Annotated in this window: 17 protein-coding genes and 1 pseudogene; 12 read left to right on the top strand and 6 right to left on the bottom strand. The window is 75.0% G+C overall.

From position 1 onward, the window contains the following. Positions 1 to 298 precede the first annotated feature (298 nt). Positions 299 to 1,561: a cytochrome P450 family protein gene (locus ACZ4K2_RS03710; protein WP_467470098.1), complete on the top strand. Its 1,263-nt coding sequence runs from the start codon at positions 299 to 301 to the stop codon at positions 1,559 to 1,561. Between the two features lie 11 nt (positions 1,562 to 1,572). Here the strand turns inward: ACZ4K2_RS03710 and ACZ4K2_RS03715 are convergent. Continuing rightward, positions 1,573 to 1,893: pseudogene (locus ACZ4K2_RS03715) on the bottom strand (5-carboxymethyl-2-hydroxymuconate Delta-isomerase); the annotation flags it as partial. 163 nt (positions 1,894 to 2,056) lie between these two features. Between ACZ4K2_RS03715 and ACZ4K2_RS03720 the strand changes: the two are divergent. After that, positions 2,057 to 2,449, top strand: coding sequence for a hypothetical protein (locus tag ACZ4K2_RS03720; protein WP_467470100.1), 393 nt, complete (start codon positions 2,057 to 2,059; stop codon positions 2,447 to 2,449). Positions 2,450 to 2,540: 91 nt separating this feature from the next. Here ACZ4K2_RS03720 and ACZ4K2_RS03725 read toward each other — a convergent pair whose 3' ends face one another. After that, entirely contained in the window at positions 2,541 to 3,206 is a 666-nt protein-coding gene (locus ACZ4K2_RS03725; RefSeq protein ID WP_467470474.1) for a TetR/AcrR family transcriptional regulator, read from the bottom strand. 134 nt (positions 3,207 to 3,340) lie between these two features. On the opposite strand from ACZ4K2_RS03725, the gene ACZ4K2_RS03730 reads away from it, so the two are divergent. The 3 genes from ACZ4K2_RS03730 to ACZ4K2_RS03740 all read left to right on the top strand — a co-directional run bounded on the left by ACZ4K2_RS03730 (position 3,341) and on the right by ACZ4K2_RS03740 (position 6,367). Continuing rightward, positions 3,341 to 3,973 carry an SRPBCC family protein gene (locus ACZ4K2_RS03730; RefSeq protein WP_467470102.1) on the top strand — a complete coding sequence of 211 codons (633 nt, stop codon included), beginning with the start codon at positions 3,341 to 3,343 and terminating at the stop codon, positions 3,971 to 3,973. 477 nt (positions 3,974 to 4,450) lie between these two features. After that, positions 4,451 to 5,602 (top strand): glutathione-independent formaldehyde dehydrogenase, encoded by a 1,152-nt coding sequence (locus tag ACZ4K2_RS03735; RefSeq protein ID WP_467470104.1) that lies wholly within the window; start codon positions 4,451 to 4,453, stop codon positions 5,600 to 5,602. A 159-nt stretch (positions 5,603 to 5,761) separates the two neighbouring features. After that, positions 5,762 to 6,367, top strand: a complete 606-nt coding sequence (locus tag ACZ4K2_RS03740; RefSeq protein ID WP_467470106.1) for a 2'-5' RNA ligase family protein — start codon at positions 5,762 to 5,764, stop codon at positions 6,365 to 6,367. A gap of 144 nt (positions 6,368 to 6,511) precedes the next feature. On the opposite strand, the gene ACZ4K2_RS03745 is transcribed toward ACZ4K2_RS03740, so the two are convergent. After that, positions 6,512 to 7,471, bottom strand: coding sequence for a RimK family alpha-L-glutamate ligase (locus ACZ4K2_RS03745; protein WP_467470108.1), 960 nt, complete (start codon positions 7,469 to 7,471; stop codon positions 6,512 to 6,514). Positions 7,472 to 8,084: 613 nt separating this feature from the next. Between ACZ4K2_RS03745 and ACZ4K2_RS03750 the strand changes: the two genes are divergently transcribed. The 5 genes from ACZ4K2_RS03750 (at position 8,085) to ACZ4K2_RS03770 (ending at position 14,681) form a co-directional block, all read left to right on the top strand. Further along, positions 8,085 to 9,317 (top strand): MFS transporter, encoded by a 1,233-nt coding sequence (locus ACZ4K2_RS03750; protein WP_467470109.1) that lies wholly within the window; start codon positions 8,085 to 8,087, stop codon positions 9,315 to 9,317. Further along, on the top strand, positions 9,314 to 11,158 hold the full coding sequence (locus ACZ4K2_RS03755; RefSeq protein WP_467470111.1) for an alpha/beta hydrolase family protein: 1,845 nt from the start codon (positions 9,314 to 9,316) through the stop codon (positions 11,156 to 11,158). Before ACZ4K2_RS03750 ends, ACZ4K2_RS03755 begins: the two co-directional genes overlap by 4 nt. Positions 11,159 to 11,299: 141 nt before the next feature. After that, positions 11,300 to 13,213, top strand: a complete 1,914-nt coding sequence (locus ACZ4K2_RS03760) for a RiPP maturation radical SAM C-methyltransferase (RefSeq protein WP_467470112.1) — start codon at positions 11,300 to 11,302, stop codon at positions 13,211 to 13,213. Between the two features lie 25 nt (positions 13,214 to 13,238). After that, positions 13,239 to 13,907 carry a DUF5825 family protein gene (locus ACZ4K2_RS03765; RefSeq protein WP_467470114.1) on the top strand — a complete coding sequence of 223 codons (669 nt, stop codon included), beginning with the start codon at positions 13,239 to 13,241 and terminating at the stop codon, positions 13,905 to 13,907. Between the two features lie 234 nt (positions 13,908 to 14,141). Beyond that, the gene (locus tag ACZ4K2_RS03770; RefSeq protein ID WP_467470477.1) at positions 14,142 to 14,681 is read left to right on the top strand and encodes a DoxX family membrane protein; all 540 of its coding nucleotides are present in this window, start codon (positions 14,142 to 14,144) and stop codon (positions 14,679 to 14,681) included. Between the two features lie 85 nt (positions 14,682 to 14,766). On the opposite strand, the gene ACZ4K2_RS03775 is transcribed toward ACZ4K2_RS03770, so the two are convergent. Then, positions 14,767 to 15,567, bottom strand: coding sequence for a GNAT family N-acetyltransferase (locus ACZ4K2_RS03775; RefSeq protein WP_467470116.1), 801 nt, complete (start codon positions 15,565 to 15,567; stop codon positions 14,767 to 14,769). A 557-nt stretch (positions 15,568 to 16,124) separates the two neighbouring features. Here ACZ4K2_RS03775 and ACZ4K2_RS03780 point away from each other — a divergent pair. Next, complete coding sequence (locus ACZ4K2_RS03780) at positions 16,125 to 17,294, top strand: carboxylate-amine ligase (RefSeq protein WP_467470118.1); 1,170 nt, start codon at positions 16,125 to 16,127, stop codon at positions 17,292 to 17,294. 39 nt (positions 17,295 to 17,333) lie between these two features. Here the strand turns inward: ACZ4K2_RS03780 and ACZ4K2_RS03785 are convergent, their stop codons facing one another. Then, positions 17,334 to 18,434 carry a PP2C family protein-serine/threonine phosphatase gene (locus ACZ4K2_RS03785; RefSeq protein WP_467470119.1) on the bottom strand — a complete coding sequence of 367 codons (1,101 nt, stop codon included), beginning with the start codon at positions 18,432 to 18,434 and terminating at the stop codon, positions 17,334 to 17,336. 428 nt (positions 18,435 to 18,862) lie between these two features. On the opposite strand from ACZ4K2_RS03785, the gene ACZ4K2_RS03790 reads away from it, so the two are divergent. Beyond that, positions 18,863 to 21,649 (top strand): SpoIIE family protein phosphatase, encoded by a 2,787-nt coding sequence (locus ACZ4K2_RS03790; protein ID WP_467470120.1) that lies wholly within the window; start codon positions 18,863 to 18,865, stop codon positions 21,647 to 21,649. Positions 21,650 to 21,717: 68 nt separating this feature from the next. Here the strand turns inward: ACZ4K2_RS03790 and ACZ4K2_RS03795 are convergent, their stop codons facing one another. After that, a complete protein-coding gene (locus ACZ4K2_RS03795; RefSeq protein WP_467470122.1) occupies positions 21,718 to 22,668 on the bottom strand; it encodes a nitrilase-related carbon-nitrogen hydrolase in 951 nt (316 codons plus the stop codon).

The following is a 22,668-nucleotide window of genomic DNA, read 5'->3' on the forward strand; positions in this document are numbered from 1 at the left end:
GTACGGCGGGCGGTCGGTCGTCGCGCACCCCCGTGGCCGGGGAGCCGATCCCGACGGGCTCGCACCGGCGGGTCGGCCCTCCCCCGGCGCCCGCACCGAGCCCCGCGGGACCTGCCCCGACCGCCACCCTCGCCACATCTCCGGTTCCGCGACCCATTGGTCCAAGTGGCACCGAAGGGGGCACTCCCGCGCGGCGGGCGGCGCGACGGCGGGCACCGGGCGGGACAATCGGGGTACATCACCCACACCCACGGCCGACCACCGCGACGCGCGTGTGGCGGATGCCCCGGGAGGCGCCATGAGCCAGCAGCCGGTCCTGCTCCCCTACGCCGACCCCGCCTTCGTGAGGGACCCCTTCCCGCTCTACCGGCAGCTCCGCGAGGAGGGCCCGGTACGCCGTGCCGTCCTCGCCGGCGGTCTCGACGCCTGGCTGGTCACACGGTATGAGGACGGGCTCGCCGCGCTGTCCGACCCGAGGCTGAGCAGCGACGTCCGCGACGCCTCGGACGCGCGCCTCGTGCGGCAGCTGCCCGCGTTCGAGCGCGAGTCGATGATGAGCAACATGCTGCGCTCGGACCCGCCCGACCACACACGGCTGCGCCGCCTGGTGTCGAAGGCGTTCACGGCGCGCCGGATCGCCGGACTGCAACCGCGCGTCCAGGAGATCGCCGACCGGCTGCTGGACGCGGTGGCGCCGGCCGGCCGGGCCGACCTCGTGGCGGACTTCGCCCTGCCGCTGCCGGTCACCGTGATCAGCGAGCTGCTCGGCGTGCCGGTGGAGGACCGGCACGACTTCCAGCGCTGGACCGACGCCATGCTGGTCCGCGGCGAGCGGCTGCCCGATCCGGCCGTCGTCGACGAGGCGTGGCGCCGGATGCACGCCTACGTCACGCAGCACCTCGGGGCCAAGCGCGCCCGCCCCGGCGACGACCTGCTCAGCGCCCTGATCAGCGCCCACGACGAGGAGCGGCGGCTGAGCCACGAGGAACTGATCGCCATGACCTTCCTGCTGCTGGTGGCCGGGTACGTCACGACGGTCCACCTGATCGGCGGCGGCATCGCCGCGCTGCTCGCCCACCCCGACCAGCTGGCCCTGCTGCGAGACCGCCCGGAACTGCTGCCCGACGCGGTCGAGGAGTTCCTCCGCTACGACGGCCCGGTCAGTCCGGGCATCGCCCGGTTCGCCCGCGAGGACGTGGAGATCGCCGGGGTGACCGTCCCGCGCGGCGCGACGGTGCTCGTCGCGTGCGCCATCGCCGACCGCGATCCGGCGCGCTTCCCCGATCCCGACAGCCTGGACATCACCCGGCGCGACAACGGCCACCTGGCCTTCGGACACGGCATCCACTACTGCCTGGGCGCGCCCCTCGCCCGGCTGGAGGGCCGGATCGCCATCGGAACGGCCCTGCGCCGCCTGCCCGGGCTGGCCCTGGCCGTACCGCCGGCCGAGCTGGACTGGCGGCCCGGCAGCCTGCGCGGCCCGGCCCGGCTGCCGGTCACGTTCACCGCGACCGCGCGCCCGCCGGAGGGGGATCGGCGTCCGGACGAGGACAGGCGGTAGGACCCGGCCAGCTCCCGCACCTCCACCGAGACGGTCGGCTCCGCCACACCGAACGCCCGCAGGTACCTGTCGAACAGGGCCAGGACGCTCTCGGACAGCCGCGCTTTCCGCTCCTCGGGCCGGCCGGGCATGAGCCCCACCTCCACGTGCACGAACGCGGCGTCGCCGCTCGGCACGTCCCCGACGTACGTCTGCGCCGCGCGGACCAGCGTCTTGCAGACACCGGTCGTACCGGACCCCTCGACGACGAGCCGGTGCAGCTCCTTCACCAGGGTGCCGGCCTCGAAGACCCCGGTCAGACGGGAGGAGCAGTCGATGGTGAGGTGCGGCATGCGGGGCCTTTCGCGGTCACTCTAGTTTCTTGAGGCAACCATTTTCCCCCACGGCCTCCCGGGTCCGGCACGCGGCTCCGCACCGGGCCGGCCACCACCAGGACCGGGTGCCCCGCGGGCCCTCTAGGGTGGGGGCCGTACGAGGTTCAAGGGGGCGGAGTACGTGACCACATGGGGGCTCGTCGTCGAGACGACCGTGGGCATCGGCGACCGGAAGCGCGTGGAGGCGACCGTGGTGGCGCACGTCGTCGGCTCACGCGCCGACGCGCTCGCGGAGCTGGAACGGCGGGCGCGCGGCCACGATCCCGAGCACCCCAGGAGCCCGAAGCGGCGCCGGCTGCTGCGGGACGGCGACGGCTTCCTCCTCGTCATCGACGGAGCCTGGCAGTCGTTCCTCACCCGGTTCACGGTGGCGGAACTGCTGGAGGACAGCGCGGCACCCGCGCCTCCCGTCGCCGACGTACCGCCGGCCGAGCCGGAGGCGGACGAGACCGAGCGGTACGCGGACGGGGTTCCGGTCAGACCCGCGTGGCTGGGACGCGACGACCTGTCGTGAGCGCCCTCCCGGGCCACCCGGCCCGGGAGCCCTCCGCCCGCCGGCACCGGTCCGCGCGCCACGGGTGCCGCGCGGACGAGCGGCCCCGGCGTCAGAGCGCCGCGACGGCTTCGGCCTCGTCGGTGTAGAGCCGGGCGGGGTCGAACCCCATGCCGGTGAAGTGGCCGGCGAGTTCGAGCGAGAGCACACCGTGCAGCCGGGTCCAGAAGGCCAGCGCGCGCCGCAGCGCCCACGGCGGGGCCGGGTGGTGCCGGGCCCAGACGCGGTGCTCCTCCAGATGTGCCGCCAGCGGTGCCGGGGGCGCCGCGGGAGGCTGTCCGGCGGCGCAGGCGTCGAGGACGACGGCCATGATCTCGGAGGTGATCCGGGTGGTGTCCTCGGGGGCGTGGTAGCCGGGCACCGGTGTGCCGTAGACGAGGAAGTACCGCTGGGGGTCCGCCAGCGCCCACTGCCGCAGGGTGTGCGCGAGGTCGCCGAGGCCGGCCCCCTCCTCGGCCCGGACCCGGAAGGCGTCGGCCAGGCCGCGGTAGGCGTCCGTGACGAGTTCGGTGATCAGTTCGTCCCGGCCGGCGAAGTACCGGTACAGGGCCGGCCCGCTCATGCCGATCCGCTTGGCGATGGCATTCAGGGAGAGGGCGGACGCACCGGCGGACGCGATCTGCTCCCAGGCCTGCTTCTTGATCTCCTCCCGCACCTGGGCGCGGTACCGCTCCCGGGGTGTGCCCGTCTCCGCCTTGCCCACGACCGTCTCCCACATCGCCACCGGACCGGTGGTTAGAAGGTATCACTGTCGCTATTGACCCTCACCGACGCCGTCGGTTAGAACTTCTAACGAACGCGAGAAACCCTCTGCCATCCGCAGCCCGCAACCCCGCCCCCGGAGGAACAGCCATGTCCGCGATCCGCACCGCCGGTGTCCGCGCCGCCCTGCTCGCCGTTCCGCTCGCCGTCACCCTCCTCGGTACCGCCGTCGCTCCGGCCGGGGCCGCCCCGCACCGGCCGGGAACCTCCCTCACCTGCGGCGGGAAAGGCGTCGACCCCGGTGCCCGGGTCCGGTACCGGGCCGAGACCCTGATCCACGCACCGCTGCGCACCGTGTGGCGGTTACAGACCGACGTCGCCCGCTGGCCGTCCTGGCAGACGGCGGTGACCACCGCGAACCGCCTCGACCACGGCCCCCTGCGGGCGGGTTCGGCGTTCCGCTGGACGACGCCGGTACCCCCCAACCCCACCCCCGCCACCGAGCTGGAGATCACCTCTACGGTCCGGCAACTGCGCCCCGGCACCTGCGTCCGCTGGACCGGCCCGGCGGTGGGCGACGGACTGCGCATCGACGGCGTCCACGTGTGGACCTTCGTCCCGGTGCGGGACGGCGTCCGCGTGCGCACCGAGGAGACCCACACCGGGCCCCAGGTCGACGCCGACGTCCCGACCGCGACCGGCATCCTCCGCCAGGGCCTCGACGCCTGGCTGCGCGAGCTGAGGACCGCCGCCGAGGACCCGGCCCCCGGCCGACCCCACTGACCGGGACCGGCCAGGGCTCCGAGGCCAAGGGCTCCGCAGGGCTCGGGGCAGGGGCCGGCCCCGGGCCGGAGGAGCCCTTCACCGTCCGCGGCCGGCCCTGGCACCGACGCCCGTACCGGCGTTCCCGGCGGCCCGGCGCCGGCGTGGCCCGCCGAAGGCCCTCCACGGCCAGTGTCCGAGCGGCGCCGCTCCCCGGCCACCGGACGGCCCGCACCCCCGGCGGGCACCCGCCCGCGAACCGGGTGCGACACCGGCGTTCCGGACGAAGCCCGGTGCGGAGCCGGCCCCGAGACCTCCCCGTCGCCCCCCGGCGCGGGACCAGGGTTGCACCTCCCGACGCGCGGGCGTTCCCTGGAAGTACCGGCGGTGAAGCGAGCGCCCGGGCCCGGCTCGGTCCGAGGGCCGGCCCTTCGTGCGGCCCCGGCACCGGCCTGGCCTCGCTGCCGCCTTCGATCGCTCGACGCGGAGGTGAGACAGGTGAAAGCCGTCGTCTACGAAAGGCCCTTCAGCGTCACGGTGAAGGACGTCGACGACCCGCGGATCCAGCACCCCAACGATGTGCTGGTCCGGGTCACGTCGACCGCGATCTGCGGGTCCGACCTGCACATGTACGAGGGCCGCACGGCCGCCGAGCCGGGCATCGTCTTCGGGCACGAGAACCTCGGTGTCATCGAGGAGGTCGGCGACGGCGTGACTTCCCTCTCCGTCGGCGACCGTGTCGTGATGCCCTTCAACGTCGCGTGCGGATTCTGCAAGAACTGCCTCGCCGGAGAGACGGGGTTCTGCCTGACGGTCAATCCCGGGTTCGCCGGCGGCGCGTACGGTTACGTCGCCATGGGCCCGTACAAGGGCGGTCAGGCGGAGCGGCTCCGGGTACCCTTCGCCGACTTCAACTGCCTGAAGCTGCCGCCGGGGGAAGAGTTCGAGACGGACTTCGTACTGCTCGCGGACATCTTCCCGACCGGGTACCACGGCTGCGAACTCGCCCAGGTCTCGCCCGGTGAGACCGTGGCCGTCTACGGCGCCGGACCCGTGGGCCTGATGGCCGCGTACTCGGCGCTGCTGCGCGGCGCGGCCAAGGTGTTCTCGGTCGACCGGGTGCCCGAGCGGCTCGCCAAGGCGGAGGAGATCGGGGCCGTCCCCATCGACTTCACCCAGGGGGACCCGGCGGAGCAGATCAAGGAGCACATGAACGGAGAGGGCACCGACAAGGGAGTGGACGCCGTCGGGTACCAGGCCCAGTCGCACGACACCAGCCACGAGGAACCCGCCATCGTCCTCAACGAGTTGGTCGAGACGGTGCGCGCGACCGGCAGGCTCGGCATACCGGGTCTGTACGTGCCCTCCGACCCGGGCGGCCCCGACGAGCACGCCAAGCACGGCCAGCTCCTGGTCTCGATCGGCAGGATGTTCGAGAAGGGCCAGAAGGTGGGCACCGGGCAGTGCAACGTCAAGCGGTACAACCGCCAGCTGCGCGACATGATCATCGCCGGGCGCGCCAAGCCCAGCTTCGTGGTCTCCCACGAACTGCCGCTGGACCAGGCCCCGCAGGCGTACGAGAAGTTCGACAAGCGCATCGAGGGCTACACCAAGGTCGTGCTGCACCCCGGCCACGCCCTGGCCGCGTAGGACGGTACGAGCACGGCCGGCCGGCCGCCGCACGACGACGGCCGCATCGGCCACGAGCCCCCGCGCCCCGGCCGCGTGCACCCACCCGGTGGACGCGCCCGGCGGCACGGGGGCTCGTCCACCGGGGCCGGGGGCCCGGCTGTCTGCGAGCATGGCCCGGTGGACGGGATCCAGGGCCCCGGCGGGGCCGAACCGGTGGACGCGCTCACGGTGGCGCCGACACCCCGGACCGCGGTGGCCTGGCTGCCGCCGCCGGAGCTCTGGCCGGCGATCCAGGACATCCGCCGCGAACACGACCCGCAGGTACGGCGCTGGCCGCCGCACGTGAACCTGCTGTTCGGGTTCGTGCCGGAGGAGGAGTTCGCGCGGGCCGTACCGCTACTGTGCGCCGGTGCGGCGCGGAGCACGGCGTTCACGGCGCGCCTGGCAGGGGTGCGCTTCTTTCGGCACCGGCGCTACGCCACGGTCCGGATCGATCCGGCGGCCGCCGGGGCGGCGCCCTGGCAGGGACTGCAGCGGGAGCTGGAGCGGTGGTTCCCGCTCTGCCACGGGCGCGACCGGCGTTTCACCCCGCACCTCTCCCTGGGCCGCACCCGGGACCCGGAGCGCCTGGCCCCCGAGTGCGCCGTCCGGCTCGGCGCGCTGTCGGCGGTGGTCGAGGAGGTGGTGGTGCTCTCCCGGCGCGACGACGGGCCCATGCGGCCACGGGCGGTGATCGGACTGGGCACGGGCGAGGTCCGGTACCCACCCGGCCGTCCGGTCTGAGGACGGGCTCGCGATCCGCCGGGGACCCGCCCGGCGGGGAACCATGGCCGGCACCGACGCGGGCCCGCCCGGTACGGGGGCGACAGCCGAAACGGACCGGCCCGGCCCGGCACCACGACCGACACGGCCTGGCCCGGCCCGGCACTACGGCCGACGCGGTACCGCGCGTTCGCGGGCGGCCAGGTGGCGGGCGACGCAGGCGGTGACGGCGGGGACGACCGCGGTCATCTCCGGCCGCCATCCGGGTACGGCGTTCACCTCGCAGATCGTGTAGGTGTCCGGGGAGGCGAACAGCAGGTCGACCCCGGCGATGTCCAGGCCCAGGGCGCGGGCCGCGCGTACCGCCAGTTCCTCCGCCACCGGATGGCGTCCCGGGCACGGGACGGCGGAGCCGCCCTTGGCGATGTTGGCGGCGAGGCCGCCACCGGCCGAGGTGTGCAGCGCCGCGCCGACCGGTTCGCCGTCGACCACGACCACACGCAGGGTGCGGCCGTGGGAGTGGGCCACGTGTTCCTGGAAGAGGAACGGCGTGTCCCGGGTGAGGCTGCCCGCCACCTCGCGGAGCAGGTGCGGGTCGGGGGCGAGGAAGACCTGGCCGCCCTTCGCACCGCTGACCGACTTCACCACGCACGGGGTGTCCAGGTGGGGGCTGCGGACCACGCCTTCCAGGGGAGCGGTGGCGTAGGACAGGGTGTCCGGCACCGGCAGCCCGGCCAGGGCGAGTTCCTGGAGCTGCCAGAGCTTGTTGCGGGACTTGAGCTGGGCGTCCAGCGCGTTGACGAGGGTGCTGCCCATGTGGGTCAGGTGCCGGAGCAGGGTCACCTCACGGTCGCTGTGCATCGGGCCGGCCACCTGGCGCACGCACACCACCCGGGGCGCGGGCAGTTCGACGCCGCCCAGGGTGTGGAGCGTCAGCCGGCCGCCGCGGACGCCGAAGAGCAGTTCGTCGGTGTGCCAGAGCGCGAAGCGGGGGCCGTGGGCGGCGGCGAGCGCCGTCGCCAGTTCCCGGGTGGAGCGGCGCAGCACGGTCGGCCGGTGCCGCACCAGCAGCCATACGTCGGCGGGAGCCGCGATCTCCGGCAGGGCATGGTGCTGACCGGCCACTGTGGCTCCTCGCCTCTTCGCCGCCCACCGCCCGCGGGCCGCCGAGGGGGCCAGTCTCGCAGTTCCGTGATCGGGCTGTCACGGGCGGTGGCGTACCGCTCCGCCGCACCCGGCGATCAGCGGCACGCCCGGCCACCCGCCGCCCGTACGGGCCCCGCCCGCACCGGCCACCACCACCGTCGGCAGGTGCCGTCGGCAGGTGTCCCCGACAGGCCGGTCCCGGCCGGGCGGCGAGGGCGCGCGCCCCGTTCCGGCGTCACGGCAGGGCAATCGTTCTCGGTCGAAAGCGGCGCCCCACCCGTGCTCCCGTGACACCGGCGGGGGGCCGCGCGGCCGGCCTCCCGCCTCCGTCCCCGTCGGGCGGGACGCGGGCACCGTCGCACATTCGTGCTGGAGGAAACGGGGCCGGTTTCCCCTCTTGCGCGGAATGATCACCTCTAGTTGCGCACCGGGCGGACCTTCCCCTCACGCCCCGGGCACAGCACGAATCCGGCCACCCGCGCCCGGCTCTTGTGACGCCGGTTCCCGGCCGCCTAGGATCCCGCTCGCTTCCTTCCCGCCACACATTCTGCACGCTTTCGCCACACCGGTGAGGTGCTTCGTGGAACGGCCAGTGTCACCCGCACGACCGTCCCACCACCGGGCGGAAACCGCCGACTTCCGGCTGCTGTGGTGGGCCGGCGCCGCCGACGGCGTCGGCAGCCAGGCGTCCGGTACCGTCCTGCCCCTGCTCCTGCTCGGACTGGGCAACTCGCCCCAGACCGTGGGCCTGATCGCCGGTGTCTCCACCGCCCTGGGACTGGTCCTCGGCCCGCTCGTCGCCGTCCCCGCCGACCGGGGCGCCCGCAAGCGGGTGATGGTCGGGTCCGCGGCCGTCTCCGCGCTCGCCATGGGCGGTGTCGGCCTCGCCCTCGCCACCGGGCGGCCGCCCCTCGGCCTCGTCCTCGCCGCCGTGCTGGTCGAACGGCTGGCGACCGCCTGCTTCGAGGCGGCGGCGCGGGGCACCGTCGCGCTGGTCTGCCCCGGCCCCGAGCAGCCCCGGGCCATCGCCCGGCTGACCGCCGCGGACCAGGGCGCGCTGGTCGCCGGCCCGGCGCTGGGCGGTCTCCTCTACCAGGCCGCCCGCGCCCTGCCGTTCCTCGCCGACGCGCTCTCCTACGTCGTCAGCGCCGTGTGCGTGTCCGCGATGCGCACGGACCTCACGGCGCCCGCGCCCCGCGAGGAGACCGGCCGGAGCCTGCTGAAGGAGGGCGCGGCCGGGCTGCGGCTGGTGCGTTCGTCCCCGCTGCTGCGGCTGGTGCTGGTGTGGGGGACGACCGTCAACGCGGTCGTGGTGGCGCTGTACTACGGCGCCGTGTTCACCCTCCAGCGCGACGGCCACTCCGGCGCCGTACTGGGTGCCGTCCTCGCCCTGTCGGGAGCCGCCGGGCTCGTGGGGGCGCTCGCCACCCCGGCGGTGGCGCGGCGTCTGGGCGCCCCGCGGGTGGTGACCGGCGTGACCTGGCTGCTCGTCCCGCTCGCCGTCGCGCTGGCCGCCGTCACGGACGCGTGGGCGTACGGGCTGCTGTTCGGCCTGGTCTGCCTGCTGATGCCGCCGGCCTCCGTGGTGCTCCAGTCGCGGGCCGTCCAGACCACCGCTCCCGCGCTGCAGGCACGTACCGGGGCCGTGCTGGCCACCGCGACCACGGGGGCCGCGGCGCTGGCCCCCGTCGTCGCCGGCGCCCTCGCCGACCGGGTCTCCCCCGCGGCGCCCGCGGTGTGCTGCGGGGTGCTGCTGGGCCTGCTCGCGGTGCACAGCTCCCGGCGCCGGGTGCGCGGCGTCCTGACGGCGGAGGTGCCCGCATGAGCGGCGGTTACCAGGTGTACCGGGCCGCGCTGCCGGAGGTGTGCGCCGGGGACCCGGACAAGATGGTGTTCACCTCCGACGCCGAGGGCCGCTGCGAGGTGTTCACCTGGGACGCGGACACCCGCCGGGCCCGGCAGGTCACCCGGCGCCCGCGCGGCACCCTGCACGGCGCCGTCGACCGGGACGCGCACGTGTGGTGGTTCGACGAGGACGAGCGCGGCCGGGGCTGCTGGCGGTTCCAGCCCTTCACCGGCGGCGCCGACCGGCCCGGGCTGACGGGCGTGCCGGCCGGGTTCCCCCGTGGGCTGGCGGTGAGCGACCGGGGCACGGTCGCGGTCGCCGCGGGGGACGCCGGCGTCACCACCGTCCACGTGGGCCCGCGCGGCGGCGAAGGCCGCGCGGTGCTCCGGGTCCCGGGCCACGTCACGCTCACCGGCGTCACGCCGGGCGGCCGGCTGCTCGCGCTGGCGGGGGCGGAGTCCGTCACCGTGGTCACCCGCGAGGGCGCCGTCGAGGCCGTCCTGCCCGGCGGCGACTCGGGCCGCCTGTGGTCGCTGGGCTTCTCCCCGGCCCCGGACAGCGAGGAACTCCTCCTCGTCCGGGAGGACGGCGACCGGTACGTCCTCGCGTCGTGGCGGCCCGCGACCGGGCGGACCACCCACGAGTGGTGCGCCTTCGACACCGAGATCACGGCACGCTGGGACGCGGACGGCCGCTCCGTCCTGGTCCGGCAGGACCGACACGGCCGCTCCACCCTGCACCGCGCCGACCTCGGCGCCGGCACGCTCACCCCGGTCCCCGTCCCGCCCGGCACCGTGCTGGACGCCGCCACCCGGCCCGGGGGCGACCTGCACTACCTGTGGACTGCCGCCGGTGACCCGCCCCGGCTCTGTTCCACCGGGGGCACCGCCCTGCCCGTGCTGCCCGTGCTCCCCGACCGGATGCCGGGCTCCCACCGGGACGTGTGGACGCCCGGTCCTGACGGGCCCGTGCACACCCTCCTCAGCCTGCCCGACGAGCCGCGCGGCCCGGTCCCGGCGGTCTTCCTGGTGCACGGCGGCCCCGCCGACCACGACCGGGACGCCTACGACGGCGTGGTCCACTCCCTGGTGGCGTCCGGTTTCGCCGTCGCCCGGGTGAACTACCGCGGCTCCACCGGGTACGGGCCGCGCTGGCGGCGCGCCTTCCGGGACGGGGTCGGCCTCACCCAGGTCGAGGACCTGGCGTCGGTCCGCGCGGACCTCGTCGCCCGCGGGCTGGTCCGGGGGGACGCCGTGGGGCTGTGGGGCACCTCCTGGGGCGGCTACCTCGTCCTGCTCGCCCTCGGCACCCGCCCCGGCCTGTGGCAGGCGGGGGTCGCGGTCAAGCCGGTCGCCGACTGCGTGGCCGCCCACCGCACCACCACCGCGGCGCTGCGCGCCCTGGACGAACGGCTCTTCGGCGGCACGCCCGAGGAGGTCCCCGAACGCTACGCGCGCAGCTCGCCCATCCACTACGCCGCCGCGGTCCGCTCCCCGCTGCTCGTGGTGGCGGCCCGGCACGACGCCAAGTGCCCGCCCGGCCAGATCCAGGGCTACCTCACCGCACTGCGTGCCGCCGGCGTCCGGCACGAGGCGCTGTGGCTCGACTCCGGCCACGACGGCTACGACGGCGGTGACCACGTCACCGTGCTCCGCCGGGCCGTGGTCTTCCTCGACCGCGAGCTGCGCGGCACCGCCGGACGCCACCCCCAGACGCCCCGCTCCGCCCGGAGCGGGGAGCACCACCCCGCCCTACACATCACCGAGAGGAGAAGGACCCATGCAGAAGGACGTCATTCACAACGACCCGCTCGCGGGTGACGAGGAGAACCGCAAGCCGAGTGTCGGCATCACCGTCACCGTCCCGTTCCGCAACGCCGAGGACGCGGACGAGGACTGACCCCCGCCGGCCGGCCCGGTGTCCCACCGGGCCGGCCGGTACCCGATTTCCGAGGAGCCGACATGCGTGTCCTGCTGGTCAACATGCCCTGGTCGCCCATCGACCTTCCGTCCCTCGCGCTGGGAATCCTCAAACGCAGCGTGGACGAGCGCGTGCCCGGCGCCTCGGCAGAGGTCCTGCACGCCAATCTCGAATTCACCGACTGGATCACCGCACGCACCGAGTTCACCGGTGACGACTACGAGTACTACGCCCTCTCCTCCTACTTCATGGGCTGCGGCGACTGGGTGTTCTCCTCGGCCCTCTACGACGACCCGCACTGGCGCGAGGAGGAGTTCACCGCGGTGATGCGCGGGAAGCTCAAGAAGTCGCGCATGGCCATGACCAAGGCGCTGCACCAGGTGGTGCCGGAGTTCGTCGACGAGATCGCGCGGCGGATCGTCGAGTACGCCCCCGACGTCGTCGGCTTCACCTCCACCTTCCAGCAGAACGCGGCGGCGCTCGCCGCCGCCCGCCGGGTCAAGCAGCTCGCCCCGCACATCGTCACGGTCATGGGCGGAGCCAACTGCGACGGCGCGCAGGGCGCCGCGGTGCACCGCAACTTCCCCTTCGTCGACCACGTCGTGCGCGGCGAGGGCGAGGCGGCCTTCCCCCAGTTGCTCACCGCCCTCACCGACGGCTCGGACCTCACCGAGGTGCCCGGCCTGTGCCACCGGGGGCCCGGCGGGGAGAGCGTCGCCAACGCGATGGCGACCCGCCCGCTGCCGCCCGCCGCGATCCTGCCGCCCGACTACAGCGGCTATTTCGAGCGCCTCGCCGGGTCCGTCGCCCGCAACTGGGTCGAGCCCAAACTGGTCGTCGAGGGCGCCCGCGGCTGCTGGTGGGGCGAGAAGCACCACTGCACCTTCTGCGGCCTCAACGGCTCGTTCATGGAGTTCCGCTCCAAGAGCCCGGACACCTTCTACCAGGAGATCATCGAGCTGGCCCGCCGGCACCGCGTGCTGGACATGTACGTCGTCGACAACATCCTCGACATGGGCTACCTGACGACCGTCCTGCCCCGGATCATCGACAGCGAGTACGACCTGCGGCTGCACATCGAGATCAAGGCGAACATGCGCCGCGCCCAGCTCCGGACGCTCGCCGACGCGGGGATGATCTACGTCCAGCCGGGCATCGAATCGCTCAACCACCGGGTGCTGGACCTGATGGACAAGGGCGTCAGCGGCTGCCAGAACGTCCGGATGCTGCGGGACGGGGCCGAGACCGGCCTGTCCGTCGCCTGGAACTACCTGCACGGCTTCCCGGGCGAGACCGCGCAGGACTACGACCCGGTGATCGCCCAGATCCCGGCGCTCGAGCACCTCGACCCGCCGGTCGACCTGTCGGCCCGGATCGCCATCGAACGCTTCAGCCCGTACTTCGAGCGCCCCGAACTCGGCTTCACCGGCCTGCGGCCCGAGGAGCACTACCGCTTCACCTACGACCTGCCGGAGGAGGAGCTGTACGACCTCGCGTACGTCTTCGAGGCGCCGGCACGGGGCATCGGCGAGCCCACGGTCACCGCGCTGAACGACGCCCTGGCCGCGTGGAAGAAGCACCACGCCGACGCCCGGCTCACCCACACCGACCTGGGCGAGCGGATCGTGCTGGTCTCCCGGCGGCGCGCCTTCGACTGGCGGACGGCGGAGCTGACCGACCCCTTCGAGCTGGCCCTGTTCCGCCTGCTCGACCAGCCGCACGCGGTCAGCGCCCTCACCCGGAAGGCCGCGGGCAAGGCCCCCGGTGCCGCCCGCGACGAGGCCGCCGTGCAGCGGCTCCTGGACTCCTGGACCGCGCTCGGGATCGTCTTCACCGACGGCGGGCAGTACGTGCACATCGCCCCGGCCGCCGTCAACGAGGACCTGCTGCGGCTCGACTTCATGCGCCACACGCACGCGGCGCGGTCCACGCCCGCCGAGCCCGTCCACGCCTGACCGCGCCCCGAGGAGGAGTACGTCCATGAGCACGACCAGCACATCGAGCCCGCCCACCGTCCTCGCCTGGCGCGACTACGACGCCTCCGCCTGCGAACTCCCCGGCATGTTCCTCGGCGAACTCGCCCTGCCGGGCCCGGTGCGGGGCGAGAGCGAGCGGCTCTGGCAGCTCGGCGCCCGGCGGGTACGGCTGGACGCGGTCGTGGACCTCGGTGACCCGGCCGGCCCCGAGGAGGCCGCCGAGGCGGTGGCCGCGCTGAGCCTGGTGCGCGATCTGACCGCGCGAGCCGTCCTCGTCGAGTGGGACCTGCGGCTGCCCGCGGCCCCCGGGGACGGCTGGCAGGTCCTCAGCCACCTCCAGCCGCCCCGGAGCATCGAGGGTCCCGCCGGGGCCGAGGAGGCGCTGCGCGCCTGGCGGCAGGGCCACTACCTGTGCAAGTGCCTGTGGCGCAAGGGTCCCGGCTTCGTGCAGATCCGGGACCGCCGGTGGGGGGAGCTGCGCCGCTTCACCGCCGACGAGCCGCACTACCGGGAGGCGATCGAGCGGCTTGCGTACGGGACACCGGCGGACTCGGTGCCGGCGGACGCCCTCGACGACTTCCGGGGCGAGAAGCTCGTACTGGACGTCGGGCCGCTGGCCTGGTGGCTGCCGTACCGGATCAGTCGCTGGCTCCAGGAGTCGATGACCATCTGATCCGGCCGCGGGTCCGGGCCGCCCGAGGGGCGGCCCGGCGTCCCCGGGCGGGAGCCGGACGGGCGGCCGTCTCCCGATGTGCGGACACCGCGCCCTTGCGGAAGCATCGGTAGGGGCGGTGGGCACTCCGCGGGACGTGCGGGCGCGCCGCCGACCGGTGGAACGACGCCCTACCCGGCTGGGGGAGCACCCGTCCCGGCGTCCGTACCGGAGACTCACATGACCAAGCACGACATGGGCCGGGCCTCGGTCTTCCTGCGTCAGCCGGCCCCGCAGGGCCCTGAGCGGCGGGTGACCGCCGGCGACTGCGGGCTGCTGCTCCTGAGGCTGGCGTTCGGACTGTTCATGGCCGGGCACGGCTCACAGAAGCTGTTCGGGCTGTTCGGCGGGCAGGGACTGACGGCCACCGGCAAGGGACTCGACGCCCTCGGCTACCACCCGGGGAAGGTCTTCGCCGTGATCGGCGGCCTCTCCGAGTTCTTCGGGGGTCTCGGCCTGGCCGTCGGCCTGCTCACGCCGCTGGCGGCGGCCGCCCTGATCGGCGTGATGATCAACGCCATGGTCACCGTCACCTGGGCGCACGGCCTGTGGGACACGGACGGCGGCGTGGAGTACAACATCGCCATCGCCGTCGTCGCCCTCGCCGTCGCCGCGATCGGCCCGGGCCGGCTGGCGGCCGACCGGTTCTTCCGCTGGGGCGCGGGCGGCTGGACCGCCGCCGCCGTCGCCCTGGGCCTCGGCGGTGTCGCCGCCGCGGTCTCCCTCCTCGTGTGAGGTCTCCCTCCTCGTGTGAGGTCGGCGGCGACCCGGCGGCGGTCAGGGCCGAACGCGCGAACGGCGGGGGCGCGTCCGCGAGCTGTCAGCCCGCCAGGCCGTAGAAGTGCACCGGCGAGTTCGGCCGGAAGCCGATGCGCGGGTACACGGGGGCGCCCGCCTCGGTCGCGTGCAGGGTGGCGCGGGTCGCGCCGGTGGCCCGGCCCCCCTCGTACAGCGCCTTGCGGGTCACCGCCTCGCCGTACCCCCGGCGCTCCCACTCCGGTGCCGTGGCGACGAGGACCACGAACAGCCGGCCGTCCGCCTCCACGGTGGCGGCGCACGTCACCGGGACGCCGTCCCGGACCCCGAGGTAGGCATGCACCCGGTCCTTCCACAGGGTGGAGCCGAGGAGCCCGTCCCGGCCGTCCTCCAGCGGGAACCCGTAGGCGCGCGAGTTCAGGTCCGCGTACGCCCGGAGCCGCTCGTCGGTGGTCACGCGCGCGAACGCCAGGTCCGGGTGGGACGGCTCGGGGACGGGCAGGAGGTCCCCGGCCATGCCGGTGCCGGGGAAGGCGTACGCGAGGCCGGCCTGCGCGGCGGCCGAGCGGACCCGCGCGCGGGCCTCGTCGTCGAGGAGGTCCTCGAAGAGCCACAGGAACCCGGGGTGCCGCTTGCCGCGCATGATGTCCGCCGCCTCGCCCAGGCGCCGCTCGACGAGTGCCGGGTCGGCGCCCACGTCGGTCAGCGTGACGCAGTTCCAGAACGCGAAGCGGCAGTCCGCCCAGCGCACGGCGATGCCCGGCAGGTCGCGCACGTCGGCGTCCGGGTCGCGGTCGAGCACCATGGCCCGCCAGACCACCGCGAGCTGCTCCATCGATTCGATCGACTCCGTACGGTCCGTCATCGGCGCCCCTTGCCTGGTGGAGTTTGCGGAAACCCACCCAGTAATACGGCACCCGGTGAGCACGGTGCCAGGCTGCCGGCCACTCGTGACCCGCGCGCCCCCGCGGGCCGTCGTCCCGGCCCGTGGGGGCCGGGCCGGGTGGTACGGGGTTCGCCCACGCGGTGCGCCGAGCGGGCCGCACGCGTGGGTTCGGTCGGCGGGCGTTCCGCGTGCGCGGCCGGGGCTCCCTTCCGCTTTCGGCCACAGGAAGCACCTCTCTCCGCACGCACCCTGGGCCCACCCCGCCCCACGCGCCGTCCGCGGACGGCCGCCGGACCCGCTCCCGGCCGCGGCCGGGCGGGCGCTCCCCCGGCAGCCGGGCGGGTCCGCGGCGCCGGGCGCGGGCCGATGGTGACCGGGTACCCGCTTGCCGGGCCCCCGGCGCGGGACGACCATGCTTGCACCCGCTGTTCGACAGGGAGTGGCCCACGCCGCCGAGTGCGGCGGGAGTGGGCGCGGGCCGTGGAGCGCCCGCCGCACGTGCATGCCGGTGTCTGAGTCTTCCGAAAGGGCTGGACGTGCCAGAGCCGTTTGACGCCGTGATCCCCGCCTCCGCCGGTGCGCCCGTGGTCCCGGCCGAGGTGAGCGCACCACCGACGGTCGGAGTCGAGGAGGAGTTCGTCCTGGCCGACCGGTACAGCAGGGCGGCCGTGCACCGGGCTCCCGTGGTGGTGCGCGCCGCCCTCGGGCACGTCGGCGCGGGCCATGCCGTCGCCGAGGTCTCCCAGGCCCAGCTGGAGACGGTCAGCGCGGTGTGCCGCACCGCCGCCGAACTGGAGGCGGAGATCGTGCGGCTGCGGGCGGGCGCGGCCCGGGCCGCCGCCGAGCACGGCTGCCTGCTGGTGCCCAGCGGCACCGCGGTGCTCGGCAGGCCCGGCCCGCCGCCCGTCGAGGACAAGCCGCGCTACCGGGCCTTCGCGCACCGCTTCGGCCCCCTCCTGCACGACCAGGGGGTCAACGCCTGCCACGTCCACGTGGGGGTGGCCGACCGCGAAGAGGCCGTACGGGCGGTCAACCACCTGCGGGGCTGGATGCCCCTGCTGCTCGCCCTCACCGGCAACTCCCCGTACAGCGACGGGGCGGACACCGGGTACGCGAGCTGGCGCTCGATGATGTGGGGGCGGTGGCCCTCGGCCGGTCCTCCGCCGCGCCTGCGGGACGTCGCCCACCACGACCGGATCGTCGGCCAGCTCATCGCCACCGGGGCGGTGATGGACCCGGCGATGGTCTACTGGTACGTGCGGCCCTCGCCGCACCTGCCCACCATCGAGGTGCGCATAGCCGACGTCATGCCCGGGGCCGCGACCACCATCGGCTACGCGCTGCTCGTGCGCGCCCTCGTCGGCGGCGCCGTGGAAGCGGTCCGCGCCGGTGAGCCCGCGCCCGAGGTGCCCGACCCGCTGCTGCGGGCGGCGTGCTGGCAGGCCGCCCGGCACGGGACGTCCGGCGTGCTGCCCGCCACCCACACCCCCGACTGCGCCCCCACGGCCGTCGACCGGCTGGTCGAGGAGCTGTGGAAGCGGATCGAGCCGCAGCTCGGCAGGTATGGCGACGACCGGCGGGTGGGCGACTGGCTCGACGACGTCCGCCGCCGGGGAAGCGGCTCCGCGCTGCAACGGCGTGTCGCGGAACGCCACGGGGGCCGCCTCCAGCCCGTGGTCGACGCCCTCGCCGTCGATCCGCCGTGACCCGCGGCGGCGCCCCGCGCGCTGCGCCCTCACCCTCCCTCAGCCGGCCGGTGACGGCGGCGGAACGGCCCCCTCGCCCGCGGGGCGCCAGACGGCGAGGGCCGCGATGTCGTCCTGGAGGCGGTTGCCGCTGTAGTCCAGCAGGTCGCGGTGGAGCCGTTCCAGGAGCCCCCGCGGCGGCAGGGCCCGCCAGGACCGCAGCCGCTGGAGCAGGGGGTAGAACGAGCCGCCGGGGTTCCTGGTCTCCGTGATGCCGTCCGTGTAGAGCAGGATCTGGTCGCCGGGCCGGAAGTCGTAGGTGTCGACGTGGTACGGCTCCCCGAGCAGCATGCCCAGGTTGAGCGGCGGAGCGGACCGGCCGCTGTCCAGTTCGCGCACCCCGCCCGCCCCGATCAGGACCGGGGGCGGATGACCGCAGTTGACGACGCGGATCAGCGGGGTCCCCACGGGGATCTCGACGAACACGGCGGTGACGAACCGCTCGCCCACCTCGTACCCGCCCAGCAGGGTCGCCCGGCGGTTCATGCTCGTCTCCACCCGGTCCGCGAGCGCGGGGAGGGCGTATTCGTCGTGCGCGGCCTCCCGGAAGGCGCCCAGCAGCGCCGCGGCGGTCTCCACCGCGAGCAGGCCCTTGCCCCGGACGTCGCCGATGAGCAGCCGCACCCCGTACGGCGTGGGGACGGCCTCGTAGAGGTCGCCGCCGATGCGCGCCTCAGCGGCGGCCGACAGGTACAGGCTGGCCAGGAGCAGGTCGCCGATCCGGTGGGGCACCGGCCGGAGCAGGACCCGCTGGGCGATGTCGGCCACGAAGCGGACGTCGGCCAGCGTGCGTTCCCGGCGGATGCGGTGCACGGCCAGGATGGTGCCGAGGGCGCCCACCAGGGTGGTGCAGACGTAGGCGGCCACGTAGTGGCGTTCCCACAGGTAGCTGACGGGCCGGCCGGCGCAGCACGGGGTGCTGGCGAGGACGCCTTCGAGGAGGACGGCGAAGACCGTGGCGACGGCGACGGCGGCGGGCCCGTGGGCGAACGCGGTCACCAGGGGCAGGGCGATCAGCACGAAGCTCACCGGCCACTGCACCGGCGTGACGGGCTCCAGCAGCAGGACGACCGCGACGTACAGGACCGGGAGCCAGCGCATCCACGCGGGGGTCGCCGTCAACCGCGTCCGCGCACCGGCGCCGTTCTCCGGGTCCCGACCGGTATGACCGGGTCTCGGCATACGTGGTCCTCGCACACGGACTCCTGTCACCGGAACTCGACAAGACTCCCAGCCTGGTCCGCCGGACGGCGGCACACCGGTATTGCTCCACTCAACGGCATGTTCCCGCGGCACGCGAGTCGGCGTAAGCGGGGCCGCACGGCACGCCCGCGCACGCCTCCGCCGGGCTGCGCGGCGCGGTCCGCCGGGGCGTGCCGGGCGGCGGGCACACGGGTACGGGGCCCCGCGTCCGGTCGGAGCCGGTGCCGGGCACGGGCGCGCGGAGAGGGGCGCTGCCGCCGTCCGCGGACACGCATCCGCGGACACAACGGTCGCCGGTGAGGGAGCAGCAGTGTTAGAAAAGGGAGATGAGCGGACGTTCCCGCCGGCCTCGGGCGAGAGCGGCGCCGCCGACCGGCGCACGGCGGTCCCCCGGAGCGTCCCGTCGCCGGTGGCCTCGGCCGCTGCGCGGGCGCCGTCTCTCGCCGTCCCTGAGCGTCCGATCGGTCGCCGCGCAGGTGTTCCTGTTCCAGGCCCTGATCGTGCTGCTGCTGGTCGCGGTCGGTGCCGCCGCGCTGGTGGTGCAGGGTCGCTACGACGCCGAACGCGGCGCCATGGACCGTTCGCTGGCCGTGGCCGAGGCGTTCGCCCACGCCCCCGGCACCGCCCTCGCCCTGCAGTCCCCGAACCCGACGGCCAAGCTGCAACCGGAGACCGAACAGGCCGTGAAGGGGTCCGGCGTCGACTTCATCACCGTCCTGGACCCGAGCGGGGTCCGGCTCACCGACACCAACCCCGCCCTGATCGGCACCAAGACCCAGGGCGTCGGCCGGGCCGCCGCCGGGGAGACCTTCACCGAGACGTTCCACGGCCGGCCCGCCGACGCGGTGCGCGCGGTGGTCCCCGTGACCGACGCCAGCAGGCGCGTGGTCGGCATGGTGTCCGCGGGGATCGAGTACGCCAACGTCGGCCAGGTGCTCAACCGGCAGCTGCCGCTGCTGTTCGGCGCGGCGGCCGGAGCGCTGGTCCTGGCGACGGGCGGCGCCGCCCTGGTCAGCCGGCGGCTGCGGCGGCAGACCCACGGGCTCGGACCGGTCGAGATGACCCGGATGTACGAGCACCACGACGCGGTGCTGCACGCGGTGCGCGAGGGCGTGCTGATCATCGGCGGCGACGGGCGCGTGCTGCTCGCCAACGACGAGGCGCGCCGGCTGCTCGGCCTTCCCCGCGACATCGAACAGCGCCACGTGCGCGACCTCGGCCTGGCGCCGGGGCCGACGCGGCTGCTGGAGGCGGGCGAGGCCGTGTCCGACGAGGTCATCCCGACCGGGGACCGGCTGCTCGCGGTGAACATCCGGCTCACCGCCCCCTACGGCGGCGCCCAGGGGCTGGTCGCCACCTTCCGTGACACCACGGAGCTGCGGGCGCTGTCCGGGCAGGCGGAGCTGGCCCGGGGCCGGCTGTCGTACCTGTACGAGGCGGGGATGCGCATCGGCACCACGCTGGACGTCCGGCGGACGGCCGAGGAACTGGCCGAGGTGGCGGTGCCGCGGATGGCCGACGCCGTCACCGTCGAGCTCCTCGACAGCGTGCTGCGCGGCGAGGAGCCCACGAGCGCGGTGCGGCAGATGCGGCGCACCGCGCTGCGCGCCAGGCGGTCGGGGCACCCCTTGCAGCCGGTCGGCGACGTGATCCGGTTCGTGATGGCGGGCACCCCGATGGCCGCGGCCCTGCACCGGGGCCGGGCCGTCCTGGTGCCGGACCTGCACACCGCGCAGGACTGGCGGTCCCAGGACCCGGAGGGGGCCCGGGAGGCGCTGGACTACGGCATCCACTCGCTGATCTCGGTGCCGCTGCGGGCCCGCGGGATCGTCCTCGGCCTGGTGAGCTTCTGGCGCGGCGCGGACTCCCCCCGGTTCGACGAGGAGGACGTCGCCGTGGCCGAGGAGCTGGTGGCCCGGGCCGCCGTCGCCATCGACAACGCGCGCCGGTACTCGCGCGAGCACGAGATGGCCGTGACGCTCCAGCGCAACCTGCTGCCGCTGGGCCTGCCGGAGCAGGACGTGCTGGAGATCGCCTCGCGCTACCTGCCGGCGCGGTCCGGGGTGGGCGGCGACTGGTTCGACGTCATCCCGCTGCCCGGGTTCCGCGTGGCACTCGTCGTCGGGGACATCGTGGGGCACGGGATGCAGGCCGCCGTGACGATGGGCCGGCTGCGCACGGCCGTGCTGAACTTCTCCTCGCTCGACCTGGCGCCGGACGAGCTGCTCGGGCACCTCGACGAGATGGTGACCCGGCTGGACACGCAGGCCGCGTCCGCCGACGACGACACGGTCCCGCTCACCGGCGCGACCTGTCTGTACGCCGTCTACGACCCGGTGAACGGGCACTGTACGCTCTCCCGGGCCGGGCACCTCGCGCCCGCCGTGGTGGACCCCGAGGGCACGGTGACCTTCCCGGACCTCCCCCTGTCACCTCCGCTGGGCGTGGGCGGGCACCCCTTCGAGGCCGGCGAGCTGGTCCTGCCCGAGGGCAGCCGGCTGGTGCTGTTCACCGACGGTCTGATCGAGAGCGGCGGCCGGGACATCGACGAGGGTCTGGAGGCGCTCCGATCGACCGTCGCCCGCGCGGACCCGGCACCGGAGGAGACCTGCCGGGCCCTGGTGGAGACGATGCTGCCGGAGCATCCCGGGGACGACGTCGCGCTGCTGGTCGCCCGGACCCGGCTGCTGGCGCCCTCGTGCGTCGCGGTGTGGGACGTGCCGTTCGACGTGACGGCCGTGCGGGAGGTGCGCGGCGAGGTGAGCCGGCGGCTGGCCGACTGGGGGCTGGAGGGAACGGCGTTCACCACGGAGCTGATCCTCAGCGAGCTGCTCACCAACGCGATCCGGTACGGCGCGCCGCCCGTGCGGGTCAGGCTGCTGCTGGGCCGCAGCCTGGTCTGCGAGGTGTCGGACGGCAGCAACACCTCGCCCCGGCTGCGGCAGGCGGCGGCCACGGACGAGGGCGGCCGCGGCCTGTTCCTCGTCTCCCAGTTCGCGGACCTGTGGGGGACCCGCTACGCGGCCCGGGGCAAGGTCATCTGGGCCGAGCAGCGCCTGGACCACTCCGCGGAGCCTGACCCGGCGGCCCTGTTCGACGTCATGGGCCTCTGAGCGGGGCGCGCGCCCGCGGACGCCGGGAGCAGGGGCGGGGCGGCTCCGAAATTCCGGCCGCCCGGCCGTCACCGCGTGCCGGGCGCCGGCCCGCCGGTCCCGGTGACCGTGGCGCGGGCGGACTCGTCGACCCGGAGGGTGAAGACGTCGGGCCGGGCGTAGTGGCCGACGGGGTCGAAGTCGAAGCGCGCCCGGGCCAGTTCGCCGAGGTCGAGTTCGGCGGTCAGGATGCCCTCGCCGTCGCGCAGCGGCCCGGCCAGGACCTCGCCGAGCGGCGAGACGATCACGGAGCCGCCGCCGATCAGCACGGTGCCGGGCGCGTCGCCCTGCACCGGGTGCAGATCGGCGGGCAGCGCGTCCCGGCGGAGGTACTGGCAGGCGGACAGCACGAAGCAGCGGCCCTCCAGCGCGATGTGCCGCATGGTGGCCTGCCAGGCGTCGCGGTCGTCCACGGTCGGCGCGCACCACAGGTCGACGCCCTTGGCGTACATCGCCGTCCGGAACAGCGGCATGTAGTTCTCCCAGCAGATGCCGGCGCCCAGCCGGGCCGTCCCGGTGTCGATCACGGGCAGCGTGGAGCCGTCCCCCTGACCCCACAGGTAGCGTTCGGCGGCGGTCGGCACCAGCTTGCGGTGCAGGCCCAGGTAGCCGTCCGGGCCGAAGAACAGCGCCACGCAGTACAGGGTGCCGCGCCGTCGCTCGACGGCACCGGTCACCAGGTGGCAGCCCAGGTCCCGGGTGAGGGCGGCCAGCGCGTCGACCTCGGGGCCGGGGACGTCGACGGCCGCGGCGTGGTAGCGCCGGAAGAGGTCGCGGCCCTCCGGGGTGCGGCTGCCGACGCTGATGCCGAAGTCCAGGCCCTTGGGGTAGCCGCCGAGGAACGCCTCGGGGAGGACGACGACGTCGGCGCCCCGGTCGCGGACGGCCGCCCGGACGAGTTCCCGCGCCCGGGCCAGCGCGGCGGGGGTGTCGAACAACGGGGCGGCGGCCTGCACGACGGCGGCGGTGGGAGCGCGCAT

It is taken from the genome of Streptomyces sp. NPDC025833 (assembly GCF_055558055.1).